Here is a 15,899-nt window from a genome sequence, read left to right on the forward strand (position 1 = left end):
CGAGGTATTGTTGTGGAATTCGACGGCAAAAGCCGCCAAAACGATCAGCGCAACGGGCGAATGCGTATTTCCAGGCAGGAAATTTCGTCTTGCTGAAACGTTTAATCTGACCAGGCGGCCACGTTACTCGATAATCTGCCAACGAAAAAGCCCCATCCTGTCGGACAATTGCGACAATGGTCGTCTGCGCGCGGGCCCGCGGATGGGTGAAACTAGCCGGTCAAGCCCCGTGGCCAGTCCCGGAAACAACAAGGAAAATTCGGTGAAACTCAGCGATATCGCCCGTCTGGCCGGTGTGTCCGTGACCACCGCCAGCTACGTCATCAATGGCAAGGCCGAACAGCAGCGCATCAGCAACAGCACCGTCGAGCGCGTGCGTGCGGTGGTCGAGGCCCACGGCTTTACGCCCAACCCCCAGGCCGCCGGCCTGCGCAGCCGCCACACGCGCACCCTGGGCTTCATTCTCCCGGATCTGGAGAACCCCAGCTACGCCCGCATCGCCAAGCAACTGGAGCAAGGCGCCCGCGCCCGTGGCTACCAGCTGCTGATCGCCAGCAGCGACGACCAGCCCGACAGCGAACGCCAGTTGCAGCAGCTGTTCCGCGCCCGCCGCTGCGATGCGCTGTTCGTCGCCAGCTGCCTGCCGCCGGAGGACGACAGCTACCGCGAGCTGCAGGCCAAGGGCCTGCCGGTGATCGCCATTGACCGACGCCTGGACCCGGCGCATTTCTGCTCGGTGATCAGCGACGACCGCGACGCCAGCCGCCAGCTGGCCCAGAGCCTTTTGAAAACCCGCCCGCGCAGCATCGCCCTGATCGGCGCCCGCCCCGAGCTGTCGGTGAGCCAGGCCCGCGCCGGTGGCTTCGACGAGGCCCTGCAAGGCTTCGACGGCGACGTGCGGCGCTACCAGGGCGAGGCCTTCAGCCGTGAATGCGGCCAGCGCCTGATGCAGCAACTGATCGACGAACTGGGCGGTCTGCCGGATGCCTTGGTGACCACCTCCTACGTGCTGCTGCAGGGCGTGTTCGACACCCTCCAGGCGCGCCCTGAGGATTCCCGTGAGCTGCAACTGGGCACCTTCGGCGACAACCAGTTGCTCGACTTCCTGCCGCTGCCGGTCAACGCCATGGCCCAGCAGCACGGCCTGATCGCCGCCACCGCGCTGGAACTGGCCCTGGCCGCCATCGAGGACAAGCGCTACGAGCCCGGTGTGCACGCCATCGGCCGCACCTTCAAGCAACGGATCGCCAAGGCCTGAACATGCGCCTGATCGACACCCACACCCACCTCGACTTCCCCGATTTCGACGCCGACCGCCCGCGCCTGCTGGCCAACGCGGCGGCGCGCGGGGTGGAGCGCATGGTGGTGCTGGGGGTGTTCCAGGACAACTTCCAGCGGGTCTGGGACCTGGCCTGCGCCAACCAAGGCGTGTACGCGGCGCTGGGGCTGCACCCGATCTACCTCGAGCAGCACCGCCCCGAACACCTGGCGCAGCTGCGCGACTGGCTCGAGCGCTTGCGCGGCGACTCACGGCTGTGCGCGGTGGGTGAGTTCGGCCTGGACTTCTACCTGCCCCAGCTGGACCCGACGCGCCAGCAGGCGCTGTTCGAAGCCCAACTGCAACTGGCCTGCGAATTCGAGCTGCCGTCGCTGCTGCATGTGCGCCGCAGCCACGCCCAGGTGATCGCCACGCTCAAACGCTACAAGCCGGCGCGGGCGGGGATCATCCATGCCTTTGCCGGCAGCTACGAAGAGGCGCGGGAATACATCAAGCTCGGCTTCAAGCTGGGACTCGGCGGCGCCGGCACCTGGCCCCAGGCATTGCGCCTGCGCAAGACCCTGCCACGGCTACCGCTGGACAGCGTGGTGCTGGAGACCGACGCGCCGGACATGGCGCCGGTGATGTTCCCAGGGCGGCGCAACAGCCCGGAGCACCTGCCCGAGATAACCGAGGCGTTGGCCGACGTCATGGGGATCGAGCCAGGGCTGCTGGCCGAAGCCAGTAGTCGCAATGCCTGCGAGGTGTTTGGCTGGAAGCCCGACACGGATTCGCGCCGGCCATGATCACACTCTGAACGCCCCGATCAACCGCTTGAGCTCCACCACCTGCGCCGACAACGCCCGGCTGGCGTCCTCGGTCTGACAGGCGCCCTCGGTGGTGTCCTGCGCCGCGCGGTTGATCGCCACGATGTTCTGGTCGATGTCGTGGGCCACGGCGGTCTGCTGCTCGACGGCGGCGGCGATCTGCTGGTTTTGCTCGACGATACCGCCCACCGCGCCGAGGATATTGCCCAGGGCCTGTTGCACCTGGCGTGCCTCGTCCACGGTGCCGGCGGCCATCTGGTGGCTGCTGCCCATCACCCGCACCGCCGCGCCCACGCCATCCTGCAGGCGCTGGATCATCTGCGCGATCTCTTCGGTGGAGTCCTGTGTACGCCTGGCCAGGGTCCGCACTTCGTCGGCGACCACCGCGAAGCCCCTGCCCTGCTCGCCGGCCCGGGCTGCCTCGATGGCGGCGTTGAGGGCCAGCAGGTTGGTCTGCTCGGCGATGCTGCGGATCACTTCCAGCACCCGACCGATGGCCTGGCTGTCGCCCGCCAGCTGGTTCACAGCCGCCACGCTCTGGTCGATCTCGCCGGCCAGGCGGGCAATGCTACCCTGCTGGCTTGCCACCAGGTCGCGGCCCGAAGCGCTCTCGTGGTTGACCCGCTGCGCGCCTTCGGCGGCCAGGGCGGCGCTGCGGGCGACCTCCTGCGCGGTGGCGCTCATCTGGTTCATGGCCGTGGCCACCTGCTCGATCTGCTCGCGCTGGCCGCTGACCGCCTGGTTGCTGCGGCTCGACACCGACAGCACCTGCCCGGCCTGTTCCTCGACCGTGGTCACGGTCTTGCCGACCTGCTCGATCAGCCCGCGAATGCGCCGTACCGTCTCGTTGAAGCCACGCCCCAGCTCGCCCAGTTCGTCCTGGCTGTTGGCCTTGAAGCTGATGGTCATGTCGCCGGCGGCGACCTTGTCCATGGCGTTGCCCAGGTTGCCCAGGGTTTCCCGGGTGGAGACGTAAAAGCCGCCGTAGAGGTAGAGGATTAGCACGAACACCATGGCCAGGGCCGCGACCAACGCGGACGTACGCAGGTGGTGCTCGCCCAGGCGCTCTTCCAGCTGGCCATGCAGGTGGGCGAGGACAGCGTCGTTGAAGCGGTAGGTCTGCGCCATCAGGTCGCTGGTCTGCTGGTAGAAGCCGCTCCAGGGCGCATCCAGGGTCTCGGCCACGACCACCTGGTCCTCGAACAGGGTCGCGGCCTGCTTGACCGTGGCCTGGCTGGCCTGGGTATCGCTGGCCAGCGCGGCCTTGAGCCCGGCATCGCTGGCCAGAACGTCGTCGAGACGGATGGCATAGTCGGCGGACAGCCGCTCCAGGCGCTGCAGCAGGTCTTCGAAGCGCGCGCTGCCCGAGGAATCCATGAAGCCGCGACCGAGGGCCACCGCGCCCATCGCCCGGCCTTCGCCCAGGGCCTGGGTGACCTGCGCCGTGGCGTTGCCGATCAGTTCGCTCAGTTGGCGCACCGAAGCCTGGCTGTCCTGGTTCAAGCCCGACTGGCTGGCGACCAGCTTGCCCAGCACCTGAGCCTGGGCCAGCAGCTTGTCGAACAGTGCCGCCTTGTTCTGCAGCGAGCTTTCGTCACGGGCGCGGGCAAAGGCCTCGGCCAGCTCGGCACGCTTGGCTTCGAGCGCCGGATCGCTGCCCTTGAGACCCTCGAGGCGGGCCTGGACCTTGTCCTGCAGGGCACCGATACGGCTTTCCACATCGCCGGCCTGGCCCGATTGGCCCAGCACGGCGTTGATTTGCAGCAGATTGCCCAGCGACTCCAGGTCGCCACGCAAGGCCAGGCTCTCGGACAGCGGCGCCAGCCCTTGGAGTTCACCACGGGTGGCCTGTAGCTGGTTGTAGGCATCGCGGACCAGGTAAAAGCTGGTGACCAGCATGGGCAGGAAGAACAGGACGCTGATCAGGCTGAACTTCATGCCGAAGCTCAGCCGGTTCATCAGTGCGATGGCCGGATAGAGCAGACGCTTCACAGGTCACCTCCTTGAATTCTTGTTGTTCTGCGGGGTAGCACAAAGCCATCTAGGGCCAGTGGCTTTGTATAGCGCAGATTGGAATCAAGGTTTGTAACTTATGGTTAAGCAACCAACGCGTTGATAAGCGGCTCAGACCAGCACGGTCCACAGGGCGAAGCAGGCATACCACAACACGGCGCAGCGCAGCAGCAGCTCCCACAGGCTGTCCAGGCGTTCCAGGCCACGCTGGCGGTCTTCTTCCTCGGGAATGTCGTCGGCCACCCGACCGACCTTGGCCACCAGGTGCCCGGCGCTGACGTGCCAGTCGAGCAGCTCGTGCAACATCACCCGGGTCACCGCGACGAAATTGCCGACCAGGGCGAAACTCACCGTCATCACCCGCACCGGCAGCCAGTCCATGGCATGGCGCAATTGCCCGGCCAGGGTCTGCAGCGCCGGCTGGCGGCTATGGTCCATGGTCAGCGCCAGCAGGCGGTAGGCCAACGCCGCGCTCGGGCCCAGCAGGAAGTACCAGAAGATCACCGCGAAGAAGCTCTGGTAGGCCTGCCACAGCAAGTGGCCTTGGACCTGCTTTATCAGGCGTTGGGGATCGTCGGCGGCCAGCCCCAGGTCGCGTTCGGCCACGTGCAGCGCGGCCTGGTCGTCACCGCGGCGCCAGGCGTCGCGAAACGGCCCGAGCGCCGCCTTCACATCGCCGCGACCCAGGCTGTAGACCAGCACCAGCAGGTGCACCGGCAACGCCAGCAGGCCGTAGGCCACAGGTTCCAGCACATGCAGCAGCAGCACGAGCAGCGCCACCGGCGCCAGGACCAGGATGCCCAGCGTCCACCAGGGATGGACCTTGCCGCTGCGCTCCAGGCGCACCAGTTCGCCCAGGTAGAAGCCGTCGCGTTGCAACCGCTGGCGCAGGGCCGAGAACTTCTCGACCCACAGCGCCAGCACCAACACCAGAAAACTCATGCCTTGTCCTCGTTGCATTGCAGCGCGGCCCGGTAGCGCGGCCAGTCGAAGGCCGGCCCCGGATCGGTCTTGCGCTGCGGGGCGATATCGCTGTGGCCACAGATGCGCTGGGCGTCGATCACCGGCCAGGCCGCACGGATCTCGCGGGTCAGCCGCTCCAGGGTGGCGTACTGGGCATCGGTATAGGGCAGTTCATCGGTGCCCTCCAGCTCGATGCCGATGGAAAAATCGTTGCAGCCCTCGCGCTCGCCGAAGCGCGACACGCCGGCATGCCAAGCACGGTCGAGCAACGAGACGAACTGGGTCACCGCGCCATCGCGCTCGACGAACAGGTGCGCCGAGACAGTCAGGTGGTTGATGGTGGCGAAATAAGGATGCTCGTTCGGGTCAAGGCAGTTCTGGAAGAACTGCTGGACTTTGCCGGTACCGAAGCAGGCGGGTGGCAGGCTGATGTTGTGGATGACCAGCAGCGCGATGGCCTCACCCTCGGGGCGGGCGTTGAAGTTCGGCGAGGGGCAGTGGCTGACGCCGGTGAACCAGCCGGTCGCACGGTCCAATTGCATGGTGCAGATCCTGAAATGACGCCCGAGACAGGTACCCAGTATGCCGTGACCAACCGGCGCTTGCATGTAAATGATTGTGTAGGGAAAGTCAGCGTTACTGCGCCTGCTGCCCGCGCAACTGCTCCAGCACCGCCTCCAGCGCCCGCTCGAACAGCAGGCCGCCGTCCAGCAAGCGCACCTCGCCACGACGCAAGGCCAGGGCCAGGCCCATGCGATTCCATTCACGCACTTTCATGCCGGTGCGGTTGGTGAAGACCAGGCGATCATTGCTGTCGATGCGCGCCACCAGCTTACAACGCAGCGGCTCGTCGTCGTCCATCACTTCGACCCAGGTACCGACCTGCAAGCGTTGCACCTGGCGCAATGCCGGCTCTTGATCGTCGAAAGGCAGGCCAGGGGCAAGGGCGGACTCGTCGCTGACCGCCAGCACGATATCGTCCTCAATCCACACCTCGTCTAGCGCGGCATCCGGCTCCTGCGTGCCACCGCAGGCACGCAGGTGCAGTTTCTCCAGTTGCAGGAAGAAATCACGGGTGGCGGCGGAGTCCAGCGCTATCCCCGCCAGGCCGTCGCGCAGGGCCTTGAGCAGGCCCGGCACCTGCTCCAGCAGGCGCTGCGGTTCACGGTACGGGGCAATACTGACCAGCAGGTCGTCCACCGTCGCCAAGGCGTCGGCCCAGGCCGCCGAGCCCTCGCCCTGCTTCAGCCAGGCCAGCAGCAGCACCTGGCTCCAGGACTGCACCAGCATCTGCACCACCACCTGCGGCAGCACCCGGCCGTGCAGGCGGTCGTTCAACTCCCGCTGCACCCGCTGGCGGGCCTGCAGGGTGCGGGCACGGCCCTCCTCGGCGTCACGGGTGCGCTGCTCGAGCAGTTCGTTGCGTCGGCGCTCGTCCTGGCTGAAGGCCAGAAACTCATCGAGCAGCTCGTTGAACACCGCGCAGTCGTCGGAGAAATCATTGAGCAGGCGCTGGACAATACGCTCGACCCGCAGGTGCAGGCTGTCGCGCAGTCCCTCGGCATCGCTTTCCCAGCCGATGGCCACGGCGGCGATCTCGTTGAGCAGGCGGCGCGCCGGGTGGCCGGCACGGCTGAACATGCCCTTGTCGATCAGCGCGACCTTGAGCACCGGGATATGCAGGCGGGCGATCAGCGCCCGGAGGCTGGCCGGCAGGTTGTCGTCGCCCTGGATGTAGGCGAACAGCAGGTCGACCAGGTTGATCGTGTCCTCGTCGTCGGTGGCTATGCGTCGCCGCGTGCCGCTGCGCACGCTGACCCGCAGCAGCAGCTGCTCGAGTTGCTGACCGAGGTTGAAGTCATCCGGCTCGCCGGGGGCCGGCACATAGTGCTGCAGGTGGGTGAGCAGGCGCAGCAGGTCGCCGGTACTGGTCGGCTGCGCGGATCCGGCCGCCTGCAGCCGCGGCGCGACACGCCCACGCACCGGCGCCAGCAACGCCTGCACCGAGGCGAAGAACGCCTGGCCGGCCGAGTCGGACAAGCCGCCCTGCGCCGGGCTGGTCGGGACGCGCCGGGCGATGCTGCGGCGGTCCTCGGCGCGGCGCCGCGGGGCGGGCATCAGCTCCGGCAGCACGCCGGCGCTGGCGAGCAACTGGCTCGCCTCGCCGTAGAGCAGGTCGAGGTCGCGCAGCACGTAGCGCTCGAACAGTTTGAGCAGCACCATCTTGACGCTGGCACCGACTCCCAGGTTGCGCCCGGCATCCAGGAAGTAGCCACACAGGTTGCCGGGCCCCAGGGGATTGCTTGCGCTGGCCACCGGCAGCTCCAGCAGCGTGGTGAAGCGCAGATTCAGTTGCTCAAGCAGAAAGCCGTCGCGGGAGAGCACCCGGTCGACCATGGCCTGCACGGCCACCGAGCGCTCCAGTGACGGCTTGTCCTGCGTCTGCGCCCTGACCAGGGACTCGAGCCCGTCGCCCTGGCCGATGCGGGCGAAGGCCTCGTAGAACGTGTCGAGGAAGCCCCGCTCAATGCTCTTGCGCTTGAGGCGCAAGTCGCGCATGGCTTCGAAATACAGGTTCTGGTCGAGGCGGCCGCTGGCCTTGTCGGCCATTTCAAACAGGGTGTCATCGGCATTGTCGAACAACGCCTGCAATCCCTGGCGCAATTGCAGGGCGGCCTTGTCGCGCACCTGCAGGAGCAGCACGGGAAGGCATGGCGAGGGCGCGCGCGCACCCCGGTCGATGGCGGCCGCCAGGGGCACCACCTTGCCTTCATCATGCATCCCGAACTCCTTGCTGGATGTTGCGTTGTTCGACTGAAAGGGGATCGTCAAAGCTATGACGCCAAATACTGGTCGCCATTATCGGTGAAAACACCGACAGCTGCCAGCACCCCATTCGTGCGCCTCAACTGACAGTGCGTTCGCAGGAATGCTCAAACCGCCTGACCAAAGGTCATCTGCCCGGCAGCTGTACACGCCGCCCCCCTGCCCTATAATCGCGGCACCTAGCTTGTGGAGCCGACCATGCCGAACCTACGCCTCGCCGACCTGACCGCCGAAATCGAAGCCAACGTGCGCCGCGCGCTGCTCGAGGACATCGGCAGCGGCGACATCACCGCCCAGCTGATCCCGGCCGAGCGCCTGGCCAAGGCGACCATCATCACCCGCGAGGACTGCGTGATCGCCGGCACCGCCTGGGTCGATACGGTGTTCCGCCAGCTCGACCCACGGGTGGCGGTGCACTGGCAGGTGGCCGACGGCGAGCGGGCCACGGCCAACCAGGTGCTGTTCCACCTCGAAGGCCCGGCGCGCTCGCTGCTCAGCGGCGAGCGCACGGCGCTGAACTTCCTGCAGATGCTTTCGGGCGTGGCCACCCGCGCGCGCTTCCTGGCCGACCTGGTGGAAGGCACCCAGGTGCGGCTGCTCGACACCCGCAAGACCCTGCCCGGCCTGCGCCTGGCGCAGAAGTACGCGGTCACCTGCGGCGGCTGCCACAACCACCGCATCGGCCTGTACGACGCCTTCCTGATCAAGGAAAACCATATCGCCGCCAGCGGTGGCGTGGCCGAAGCCGTGGCTGCGGCGCATCGCATCGCCCCGGGCAAACCGGTGGAAATCGAGGTGGAAAGCCTGGACGAACTGCGTCAGGCGCTGGCGGCGGGGGCCGATATCGTCATGCTCGACGAACTGACCCTGGATGAGATGCGCGAAGCGGTAAGCATCACCGCCGGCAAGGCCAAGCTGGAGGCCAGCGGCGGCGTCAACGAGACCACCCTGCGGGTGATTGCCGAGACGGGGGTGGACTACATCTCGATCGGCGCGATGACCAAGGACGTGAAGGCGGTGGACCTGTCGATGCGCTTGAGCCTGTGAGCTGAAACGCGAGTACAAAAAAACCGGCCAGATGGCCGGTTTTTTTATCGCGGGGCTGGCCCGCAAAGGCTGGATCAGTGCGCGGCGTTGGCCAGGCCGTCCAGGTAACGCTCGACGTCCAGGGCCGCCATGCAGCCGGCACCGGCCGAGGTGATGGCCTGGCGGTAGACGTGGTCGGCCACGTCGCCAGCGGCGAACACGCCCTCGACATTGGTGGCGGTGGCGTTGCCTTCACGGCCACCGTGGACCACCAGGTAGCCGTCCTTCAGGGTCAGCTGGCCTTCGAACAGCGAGGTGTTCGGGGTGTGGCCGATGGCGATGAACACGCCGTCGACCTTGATTTCGTCGAAGCTGCCGTCGTTGTTCTTCAGGCGCGCACCGGTCACGCCCATGTTGTCACCCAGCACTTCATCCAGGGTGGCATTGAGCTTGAGCTCGATCTTACCTTCGGCGACACGGGCGTGCAGCTTGTCGATCAGGATCTTCTCGGCGCGGAAGGTGTCGCGGCGGTGCACCAGGGTCACCTTGCTGGCGATGTTGGCCAGGTAAAGAGCTTCTTCCACGGCGGTGTTGCCGCCACCGACCACGGCGACCGGCTTGTTGCGGTAGAAGAAACCGTCGCAGGTGGCGCAGGCCGACACACCCTTGCCCATGAAGGTTTCTTCCGACGGCAGGCCCAGGTAGCGGGCGCTGGCGCCGGTGGCGACGATCAGCGCGTCGCAGGTGTAGGTGCCGCTGTCACCGCGCAGGGTAAACGGCTTGTTGGCCAGGTCGACGGCGTTGATGTGATCGAAGACGATCTCGGTCTCGAAGCGCTCGGCGTGCTCCTGCATGCGTTGCATCAGGGCCGGGCCGGTCAGGCCGTGGGGGTCGCCCGGCCAGTTGTCGACTTCGGTGGTGGTAGTCAGCTGGCCGCCGGCCTGCATGCCGGTGATCAGCAGCGGCTTGAGGTTGGCACGGGCGGCGTACACCGCGGCGCTGTAACCGGCAGGGCCGGAACCGAGAATGATGACGCGCGAATGACGTACTTCAGACATGTCGAACTCCTGTCGAGCGGGCCGCACGGGGCATCTAGGTGCCGGTTGCGCCAGCTGGAATTAAAAGGGACCCACGCAGCACTTGGGGAAGGCTACAACGCGTTGGTCCAAAACCGAAAAAGTTTGAGCGCACTGTAGCGAGGCCGCAGAGATTAAGGAAATATCCTTCGACAATCCACCTTATAGACAGTCTCTATCCGGCAGCCATTGTCCCAGTGCTTTGTTACACACCGTTTCCCAGAGGCGCGGTGCCTTTCGTCCGCGCGCCAAACTCGGTAAGGTCAGCGCGTTTTCCTCAAGCGGAGCATTCCGATGCAAGCCCCCGTCCTGTCCGGCCCCCAGTACCTGCGCGAAGGCCTGAAACTGGTCCTGAGCCCGAGCCTGCGCCTGTTCGTGCTGCTGCCCCTGGCGGTCAACCTGCTGCTGTTCGGCGGCCTGATCTATTTCGCCGGCCATCAGTTCAGCCTGTGGGTCGATGCGCTGATGCCCACCCTGCCCGACTGGCTGGGCTTTCTCACCTACATCCTGTGGCCGCTGTTCGTTGCCCTGGTGCTGTTGATGGTGTTCTTCACCTTCACGCTGCTGGCCAACGTCATCGCCGCGCCGTTCAACGGCTTCCTGGCGGAAAAGGTCGAGGTGGTGGTGCGCGGCCAGGACAACTTCCCGCCCTTCAGCTGGGCCGAGCTGGTGGCCATGGTGCCACGCACCCTCAGCCGTGAGATGCGCAAGCTGGGCTACTTCCTGCCTCGGGCCATCGGCCTGTTCATCCTCTCGTTCATCCCGGTGGTGAACGTGATCGCCGCGCCACTGTGGCTGGTGTTCGGGATCTGGATGATGGCGATCCAGTACATCGACTACCCGGCGGACAACAACAAGATGAGCTGGCAGGACATGCTCGCCTGGCTGCGGCAGAAGCGCTGGCAATCGATGGGGTTTGGCGGGATCACTTATCTTGCGCTGATGATTCCGGGGGTCAACGTGCTGATGATGCCGGCGGCGGTGGCCGGGGCGACGCTGTTCTGGGTGCGTGAGCGTACCTGAATGAAGCCATCGCGGGGCAAGCCCGCTCCCACGCGCAATGCGTGGGAGCGGGCTTGCCCCGCGATGGCTTAAGTCCGGTCAGTGGTTCAACTGGCTGGAAAACTGCCCCACCGCATCCACCACCTTCTTCGCCCCTTCCTGGATCTCGACGATCACCCCGCCGGTATCGGCGGCCAGGGCCAGGCCCTGCTCGGCCTGGCGCTTGCTGGTGTCGATGATGTCCACCGCGGCCTGGGCCAGCTGTTCGTTCTGCTGCACCACCTTGGCGATCTCCTCGGTGGCGCTGCTGGTGCGCGAGGCCAACTGACGTACTTCATCGGCGACCACGGCGAAGCCGCGCCCCTGCTCGCCGGCGCGGGCGGCTTCGATGGCGGCGTTGAGCGCCAGCAGGTTGGTCTGACCGGCGATGTCGCTGATGGTCTTGATGATCGCGCCGATCACCTTTGACTGCTTGTCCAACGCCTGGATGCCATCGGCGGCGTCCTGCATCGAACCTTCCAGGCCGCGCATCACCTCGACGGTCTGGGTCACCACGTCGGTGGCCTTGCGCGCGCTGTCGTCGGTCTCCAGCGAGGTGGTGTAGGCAATGTCGGCGGCCTGGGCCACGGCCAGTTCCTGGTTGACCTGGTCGGTGATCACGGTGGCGAACTTGACCACTTTGTAGAGCACGTCGTGGGCGTCGATGATCGGGTTGTACGTAGCCTCCAACCAGACCACCCGGCCATGGGAATCAATACGCTTGAAGCGCTCGGCGACGAACTCGCCGCGGCGCAGGCGGTTCCAGAACTCCTGGTAGCCAGGCGAGTTGGCTTCTTCCGGCTCGCAGAACATACGGTGCGGCTTGCCGCGCACCTGCTCCAGGCTGTAGCCCATGGTCTGCAGGAAGCGGTCGTTGGCAGTCAGTACCTGGCCTTCGAGGTTGAACTCGATTACCGCGGTGGAGCGCATCAGCGCCTTGATCAGGCTCTCGTGCTCGCGGGAGGTCTCGATGGTGCGGGTCAGGTCGCTGGAGTGCAGGGAGAAGTACTTGATGCGCCCTTCGCTGTTCTTGACCGGCTGCAGGATCGAACGCAGCCACGCCTCGTCACCGTTGCCGCGCAGCAGACGGAAGGCACCGTTGAGGTGCTCGCCACGGGTGATGGCCTGCTTCATGCGCTGGTAGAAATCGAGCTTCTTCACATGCGCGGGCACGATCTCCTCGATGTTGCGCCCGATCAGTTGCTCGGCGCGATAGCCCATCTCGGCCTCAAAGTTGCCGTTGACCGACTCGATGCGCCCCTGGGGATCGAGCTGGAGCACCAGCATTTCGCTGTCGAGGCTGTTCTTGACCTGCTCGATGGACATCAGCTCTTCGCGCAGTTGCTGGATTTCTTTCTTCAATTTGCTGTTGAACATGGCCGCTCTCCCGGAGCGAATTCATAGAGTCGAATGCCTCTGCATCGGCTGCGTGGCGAGGGTTCTTGAGTGCCTTGCAAGGAAATATTCAAACGGATGCAAGTGCCGGAAATCAGGCGTCACGTACCCGTCACAAAGGCGTCACATGCCCGAAACGGGGGCGGCCCAGACTTTTTCCCATGAGCACACCGTCCCTGCGTATTACCCTGGTCAGCGAAACCTTCCCACCCGAGATCAATGGCGTGGCCAACACCCTTGGACGCCTCAGCGAAGGGCTGCGCCGGCGCGGCCACCAGGTGGAACTGATCCGCCCGCGCCAGGCCACCGACAACGGGGCCGGCAACGACGAGACCCTGCTGTTGTGCCGAGGTTGGCCATTGCCGGGCTACCCAGGCCTGCAATGGGGCGAGGTGTCGATGCACAAGCTGTGGCGTCGCTGGCGCAGGCAGCGCCCGGATGTGCTGTACATCGCCACCGAAGGCCCGCTGGGCCTGAGCGCCCTGCGCGCCGCACGACGCCTGGGCGTGGCGGTGGTCAGCGGCTTTCACACCAACTTCCCGCAATATTCGGGGCAGTATGGCCTGGGCCTGCTGTCGCGGATGCTCACCCACTACCTGCGCTGGTTCCATCGGCGCACCGCCATCACCCTGGTGCCCAGCGTCAGCCAGCGCCTGGAGCTGGAGCGCCGCGGCTTCGAACGGCTCGGCCTGATGGCCCGCGGGGTCGATGCCAGCCTGTTCACACCGGCACGCCGCAGCCAGGCCCTGCGCGAGCAGTGGGGGCTGGGTGTGGACGATATTGCCGTGCTACACGTCGGGCGCCTGGCCGCGGAGAAGAACCTGGCCCTGCTGCGTCCTTGCATGGAGGCCCTGGGCAAGGCCTATCCGCAGCGGCGCCTGCGCCTGGTGATCGTCGGTGATGGCCCGCTGCGTGGACAACTCGAACAGCAACTGCCCGATGCCGTGTTCTGTGGCGCGCAGCGCGGCGAGGTACTGGCCGAGCACTACGCCAGCGGCGACCTTTTCCTGTTCCCAAGCCTGACCGAAACCTTCGGCAACGTCGTGCTCGAAGCGCTCGCCTCGGGACTGGCCGTGGTCGCCTACGACGAAGCCGCCGCCGCCCAGCATATCCGCCACGGCCACAGTGGCGCCTTGGCCATGCCGGGGGACCAGGCAGCGTTCATCGACGCCGCCTGCTGGTTGCTGGAGGAAGGCGAAACCCTGCGCCGGGTGCGCTTGAACGCCCGCCAGCACGCCAGCCGTCAGGGCTGGCCGGCGATCGTCGAGCAGTTCGAGGGCTACCTGTACGGCGCCTGCCGCCAGCCGCAGGCCGCCCGCGAACAGACCCCGCCACTGGTGATCAAGCCAGGGTCGTCAGCGCCTCACGGCTGAACGGCAGCACATCGTCTTCACGCCCTTCCCGCACTTTGCGCGCCCATTCGGCATCCACCAGCAAAGCGCGTCCCACGGCCACCAGGTCGAACTCCTGGTTGTGCAAGCGGCGCAGCAACCCTTCGAGGCTGGCGGGCTTGGCCACCTTGTCGGTGGCGACCATGAACTGCAGGAACTCGCCATCCAGGCCGACACTGCCCACGGTGATGGTCGGCTTGCCGGTGAGCTGGCGGGTCCAGCCGGCGAGGTTCAGTTCGCTGCCCTCGAACTCCGGCTCCCAGAAGCGCCGGGTGGAGCAGTGGAAGATATCCACGCCCGCCTCGGACAGGGGCTTGAGGAACGCCGCCAGGGCCTCGGGGGTATCCACCAGGCGCGCGCTGTAGTCCTGCTGCTTCCATTGCGAGAAACGCAGGATGATCGGGAAGTCCGGGCCGACGGCCGCGCGCACGGCCTGGATCAGTTCGATGGCGAAGCGCGAGCGCCCGGCCAGGTCACCGCCATATTCGTCATCGCGACGGTTGCTGGCTTCCCAGAAGAACTGGTCGATCAGGTAGCCGTGGGCGCCGTGGATCTCCACGCCGTCCATGCCGATGGCCTGGGCATCGCGCGCCGCCTGGGCGAAGGCGGCGATCACCTCGCGGATATCCTCCCGACTCATGCCGTGGACCTGCACCTGGCCGTCCTTTTCCTTGCCGCTCGGGCCATAGCCCGGGACCGCGGCGTCCGGCTCGGTGCCCAGGCGCCGCACACTGCCCACATGCCACAGCTGCGGCACGATGCGCCCGCCCTCGGCGTGCACGGCCTCGACCACGCGCTTCCAGCCGGCCAGGGCATCCTCACCGTGAAAACGGGGTACGTTGGGGTAGCCGTTGGCGGCCTTGTGCGCGACCGTGGTGCCCTCGGTGATGATCAGGCCGACACCGGCGGCGGCGCGGCGGCGGTAGTACTCGATCACGCCGTCGTGGGGCACGCCGCCGGGGCAGAAGGTACGGGTCATCGGCGCCATGACCACGCGGGTCGGCAGGTCGAGGGAGCCGAGGGTGAAGGGCTGGAACAGAGGGTTGCTGGACATGCGGCGCTCCCGAGGGATGAAATGGATGCGCCCGAGCTTAGGGGCCGCCAAGTGCGTGTCACAGCATCATTGATTGCAGTGATCGGCAGGTATCGCTGTGGGCGGACCGATTTGCAACAGGAAATTTATTTTGCAAAAGGGCTTGAATTCGTCCGTCGGTTGCCTGACTTTAGAGTCAAGAGGCGCAGAAAACCCAACGCCCTCAGTGGCCTAGGCACGCCTCTCGCGAGCAAGCTGAATAAGGATTGAATCATGCAAATCCAGGTCAACAGCAGCAACCACATCGAAGGCAACATCCGTCTCGACCAATGGGTCCGCAGTACCCTGCAAAGCAGCCTCGAACGTTACGAGGACGACCTCACCCGCATTGAAGTCCACCTGCGTGACGAAAACGGCGCCAAGCCCGGTCCCCACGACAAACGCTGCCAGATGGAGGCTCGCCCGAAAGGCCACCAGCCGATCTCCGTGACCCACACCGCCACTTCGCTGGAACATGCCGTCGATGGCGCCGCCAGCAAGCTTAACCACGCGCTGGAACACTTCTATGGCAAGTTGCGCAGCAAGCGCGGCGCCCTGGAACTGAGCGATCCAGACGCCTGACCGACAAGGGTTCAGACAAGCACGCCCGGCCTTGCGCCGGGCGTTTTCATTGTTGGCCGATCAGCGGGCCTGAACCAACCCCGGCCGCCTCCGGTCAACCCCTGCAGTCATTCACTGCAGACCCCGACCATGAACAACCCTTTCGATCAGATCAGCGCCGCCTTCGCCCCCGAGTACCGGGTCAACCTGAGCATCGAGCGCCTGGACGGCAGCATCATGCTGACCCTGTCCGACGACAGCGGCGTGGTCGCCAGGCGCCTGATCAGCCAGGCCCAGCGCAACGACCCAGTGCGCCTGCAGCGGGTCATCGACAGCATCCGCCTGGGCCTGGCCATCGAGCTGGGGCAGAACCCACTGGAAGTGCTGGCGGCCCTGACCCGCACCTGGCACGGCGAGCAGCGCTTTCCTGCCACCGGCAGTGCCAACTAA

The 15,899-nt window shown here is 66.1% G+C and carries 14 protein-coding genes and 2 pseudogenes; 7 read left to right on the plus strand and 9 right to left on the minus strand.

Annotated features, from left to right (window positions below; translation table 11 throughout):
* Positions 1–262 precede the first annotated feature (262 nt).
* Together cra and AC25ND_RS04585 are read left to right on the plus strand one after the other, a co-directional pair.
* Positions 263–1,258, plus strand: coding sequence for a catabolite repressor/activator (gene cra, locus AC25ND_RS04580; protein WP_028689822.1), 996 nt, complete (start codon positions 263–265; stop codon positions 1,256–1,258).
* Between the two features lie 2 nt (positions 1,259–1,260).
* Positions 1,261–2,064 (plus strand): TatD family hydrolase, encoded by an 804-nt coding sequence (locus tag AC25ND_RS04585; protein ID WP_062363995.1) that lies wholly within the window; start codon positions 1,261–1,263, stop codon positions 2,062–2,064.
* Here AC25ND_RS04585 and AC25ND_RS04590 read toward each other — a convergent pair whose 3' ends face one another.
* The 5 genes and pseudogenes from AC25ND_RS04590 to AC25ND_RS04610 all read right to left on the minus strand — a co-directional run bounded on the left by AC25ND_RS04590 (position 2,065) and on the right by AC25ND_RS04610 (position 7,842).
* Positions 2,065–2,778, minus strand: coding sequence for a methyl-accepting chemotaxis protein (locus AC25ND_RS04590; protein ID WP_371349844.1), 714 nt, complete (start codon positions 2,776–2,778; stop codon positions 2,065–2,067).
* A 144-nt stretch (positions 2,779–2,922) separates the two neighbouring features.
* Positions 2,923–4,044 (minus strand): annotated as a pseudogene (locus AC25ND_RS04595) (HAMP domain-containing protein); the annotation flags it as partial.
* A gap of 165 nt (positions 4,045–4,209) precedes the next feature.
* The gene (ampE, locus tag AC25ND_RS04600) at positions 4,210–5,040 is read right to left on the minus strand and encodes a regulatory signaling modulator protein AmpE (protein ID WP_062363992.1); all 831 of its coding nucleotides are present in this window, start codon (positions 5,038–5,040) and stop codon (positions 4,210–4,212) included.
* Positions 5,037–5,603, minus strand: coding sequence for a 1,6-anhydro-N-acetylmuramyl-L-alanine amidase AmpD (ampD, locus tag AC25ND_RS04605; protein ID WP_028689826.1), 567 nt, complete (start codon positions 5,601–5,603; stop codon positions 5,037–5,039). Before ampD ends, ampE begins: the two co-directional genes overlap by 4 nt.
* Positions 5,604–5,697: 94 nt before the next feature.
* Positions 5,698–7,842 carry a DUF1631 domain-containing protein gene (locus AC25ND_RS04610; RefSeq protein ID WP_069016132.1) on the minus strand — a complete coding sequence of 715 codons (2,145 nt, stop codon included), beginning with the start codon at positions 7,840–7,842 and terminating at the stop codon, positions 5,698–5,700.
* Positions 7,843–8,085: 243 nt separating this feature from the next.
* Between AC25ND_RS04610 and nadC the strand changes: the two genes are divergently transcribed.
* Complete coding sequence (gene nadC / locus AC25ND_RS04615) at positions 8,086–8,934, plus strand: carboxylating nicotinate-nucleotide diphosphorylase (protein ID WP_028689828.1); 849 nt, start codon at positions 8,086–8,088, stop codon at positions 8,932–8,934.
* A 74-nt stretch (positions 8,935–9,008) separates the two neighbouring features.
* Here the strand turns inward: nadC and trxB are convergent, their stop codons facing one another.
* Complete coding sequence (gene trxB, locus AC25ND_RS04620) at positions 9,009–9,971, minus strand: thioredoxin-disulfide reductase (protein ID WP_028689829.1); 963 nt, start codon at positions 9,969–9,971, stop codon at positions 9,009–9,011.
* Positions 9,972–10,283: 312 nt separating this feature from the next.
* On the opposite strand from trxB, the gene cysZ reads away from it, so the two are divergent.
* A complete protein-coding gene (cysZ, locus tag AC25ND_RS04625; RefSeq protein WP_028689830.1) occupies positions 10,284–11,012 on the plus strand; it encodes a sulfate transporter CysZ in 729 nt (242 codons plus the stop codon).
* A 78-nt stretch (positions 11,013–11,090) separates the two neighbouring features.
* On the opposite strand, the gene AC25ND_RS04630 is transcribed toward cysZ, so the two are convergent.
* Together AC25ND_RS04630 and AC25ND_RS04635 are read right to left on the minus strand one after the other, a co-directional pair.
* Positions 11,091–11,522 carry a methyl-accepting chemotaxis protein gene (locus AC25ND_RS04630; RefSeq protein WP_374119879.1) on the minus strand — a complete coding sequence of 144 codons (432 nt, stop codon included), beginning with the start codon at positions 11,520–11,522 and terminating at the stop codon, positions 11,091–11,093.
* 162 nt (positions 11,523–11,684) lie between these two features.
* A pseudogene (locus tag AC25ND_RS04635) lies at positions 11,685–12,407 on the minus strand (PAS domain-containing protein); the annotation flags it as partial.
* A gap of 179 nt (positions 12,408–12,586) precedes the next feature.
* Here AC25ND_RS04635 and AC25ND_RS04640 point away from each other — a divergent pair.
* On the plus strand, positions 12,587–13,798 hold the full coding sequence (locus AC25ND_RS04640; protein WP_088852764.1) for a glycosyltransferase family 4 protein: 1,212 nt from the start codon (positions 12,587–12,589) through the stop codon (positions 13,796–13,798).
* Here the strand turns inward: AC25ND_RS04640 and AC25ND_RS04645 are convergent.
* Complete coding sequence (locus AC25ND_RS04645) at positions 13,767–14,870, minus strand: NADH:flavin oxidoreductase (protein WP_028689833.1); 1,104 nt, start codon at positions 14,868–14,870, stop codon at positions 13,767–13,769. The genes AC25ND_RS04640 and AC25ND_RS04645 overlap by 32 nt on opposite strands.
* 252 nt (positions 14,871–15,122) lie before the next feature.
* On the opposite strand from AC25ND_RS04645, the gene AC25ND_RS04650 reads away from it, so the two are divergent.
* Both AC25ND_RS04650 and AC25ND_RS04655 read left to right on the plus strand, forming a co-directional pair.
* Positions 15,123–15,470: an HPF/RaiA family ribosome-associated protein gene (locus tag AC25ND_RS04650; RefSeq protein WP_023630676.1), complete on the plus strand. Its 348-nt coding sequence runs from the start codon at positions 15,123–15,125 to the stop codon at positions 15,468–15,470.
* 129 nt (positions 15,471–15,599) lie between these two features.
* Positions 15,600–15,899, plus strand: a complete 300-nt coding sequence (locus tag AC25ND_RS04655) for a DUF3509 domain-containing protein (protein ID WP_084941641.1) — start codon at positions 15,600–15,602, stop codon at positions 15,897–15,899.

Source organism: Pseudomonas sp. P110(2024), from assembly GCF_057480795.1.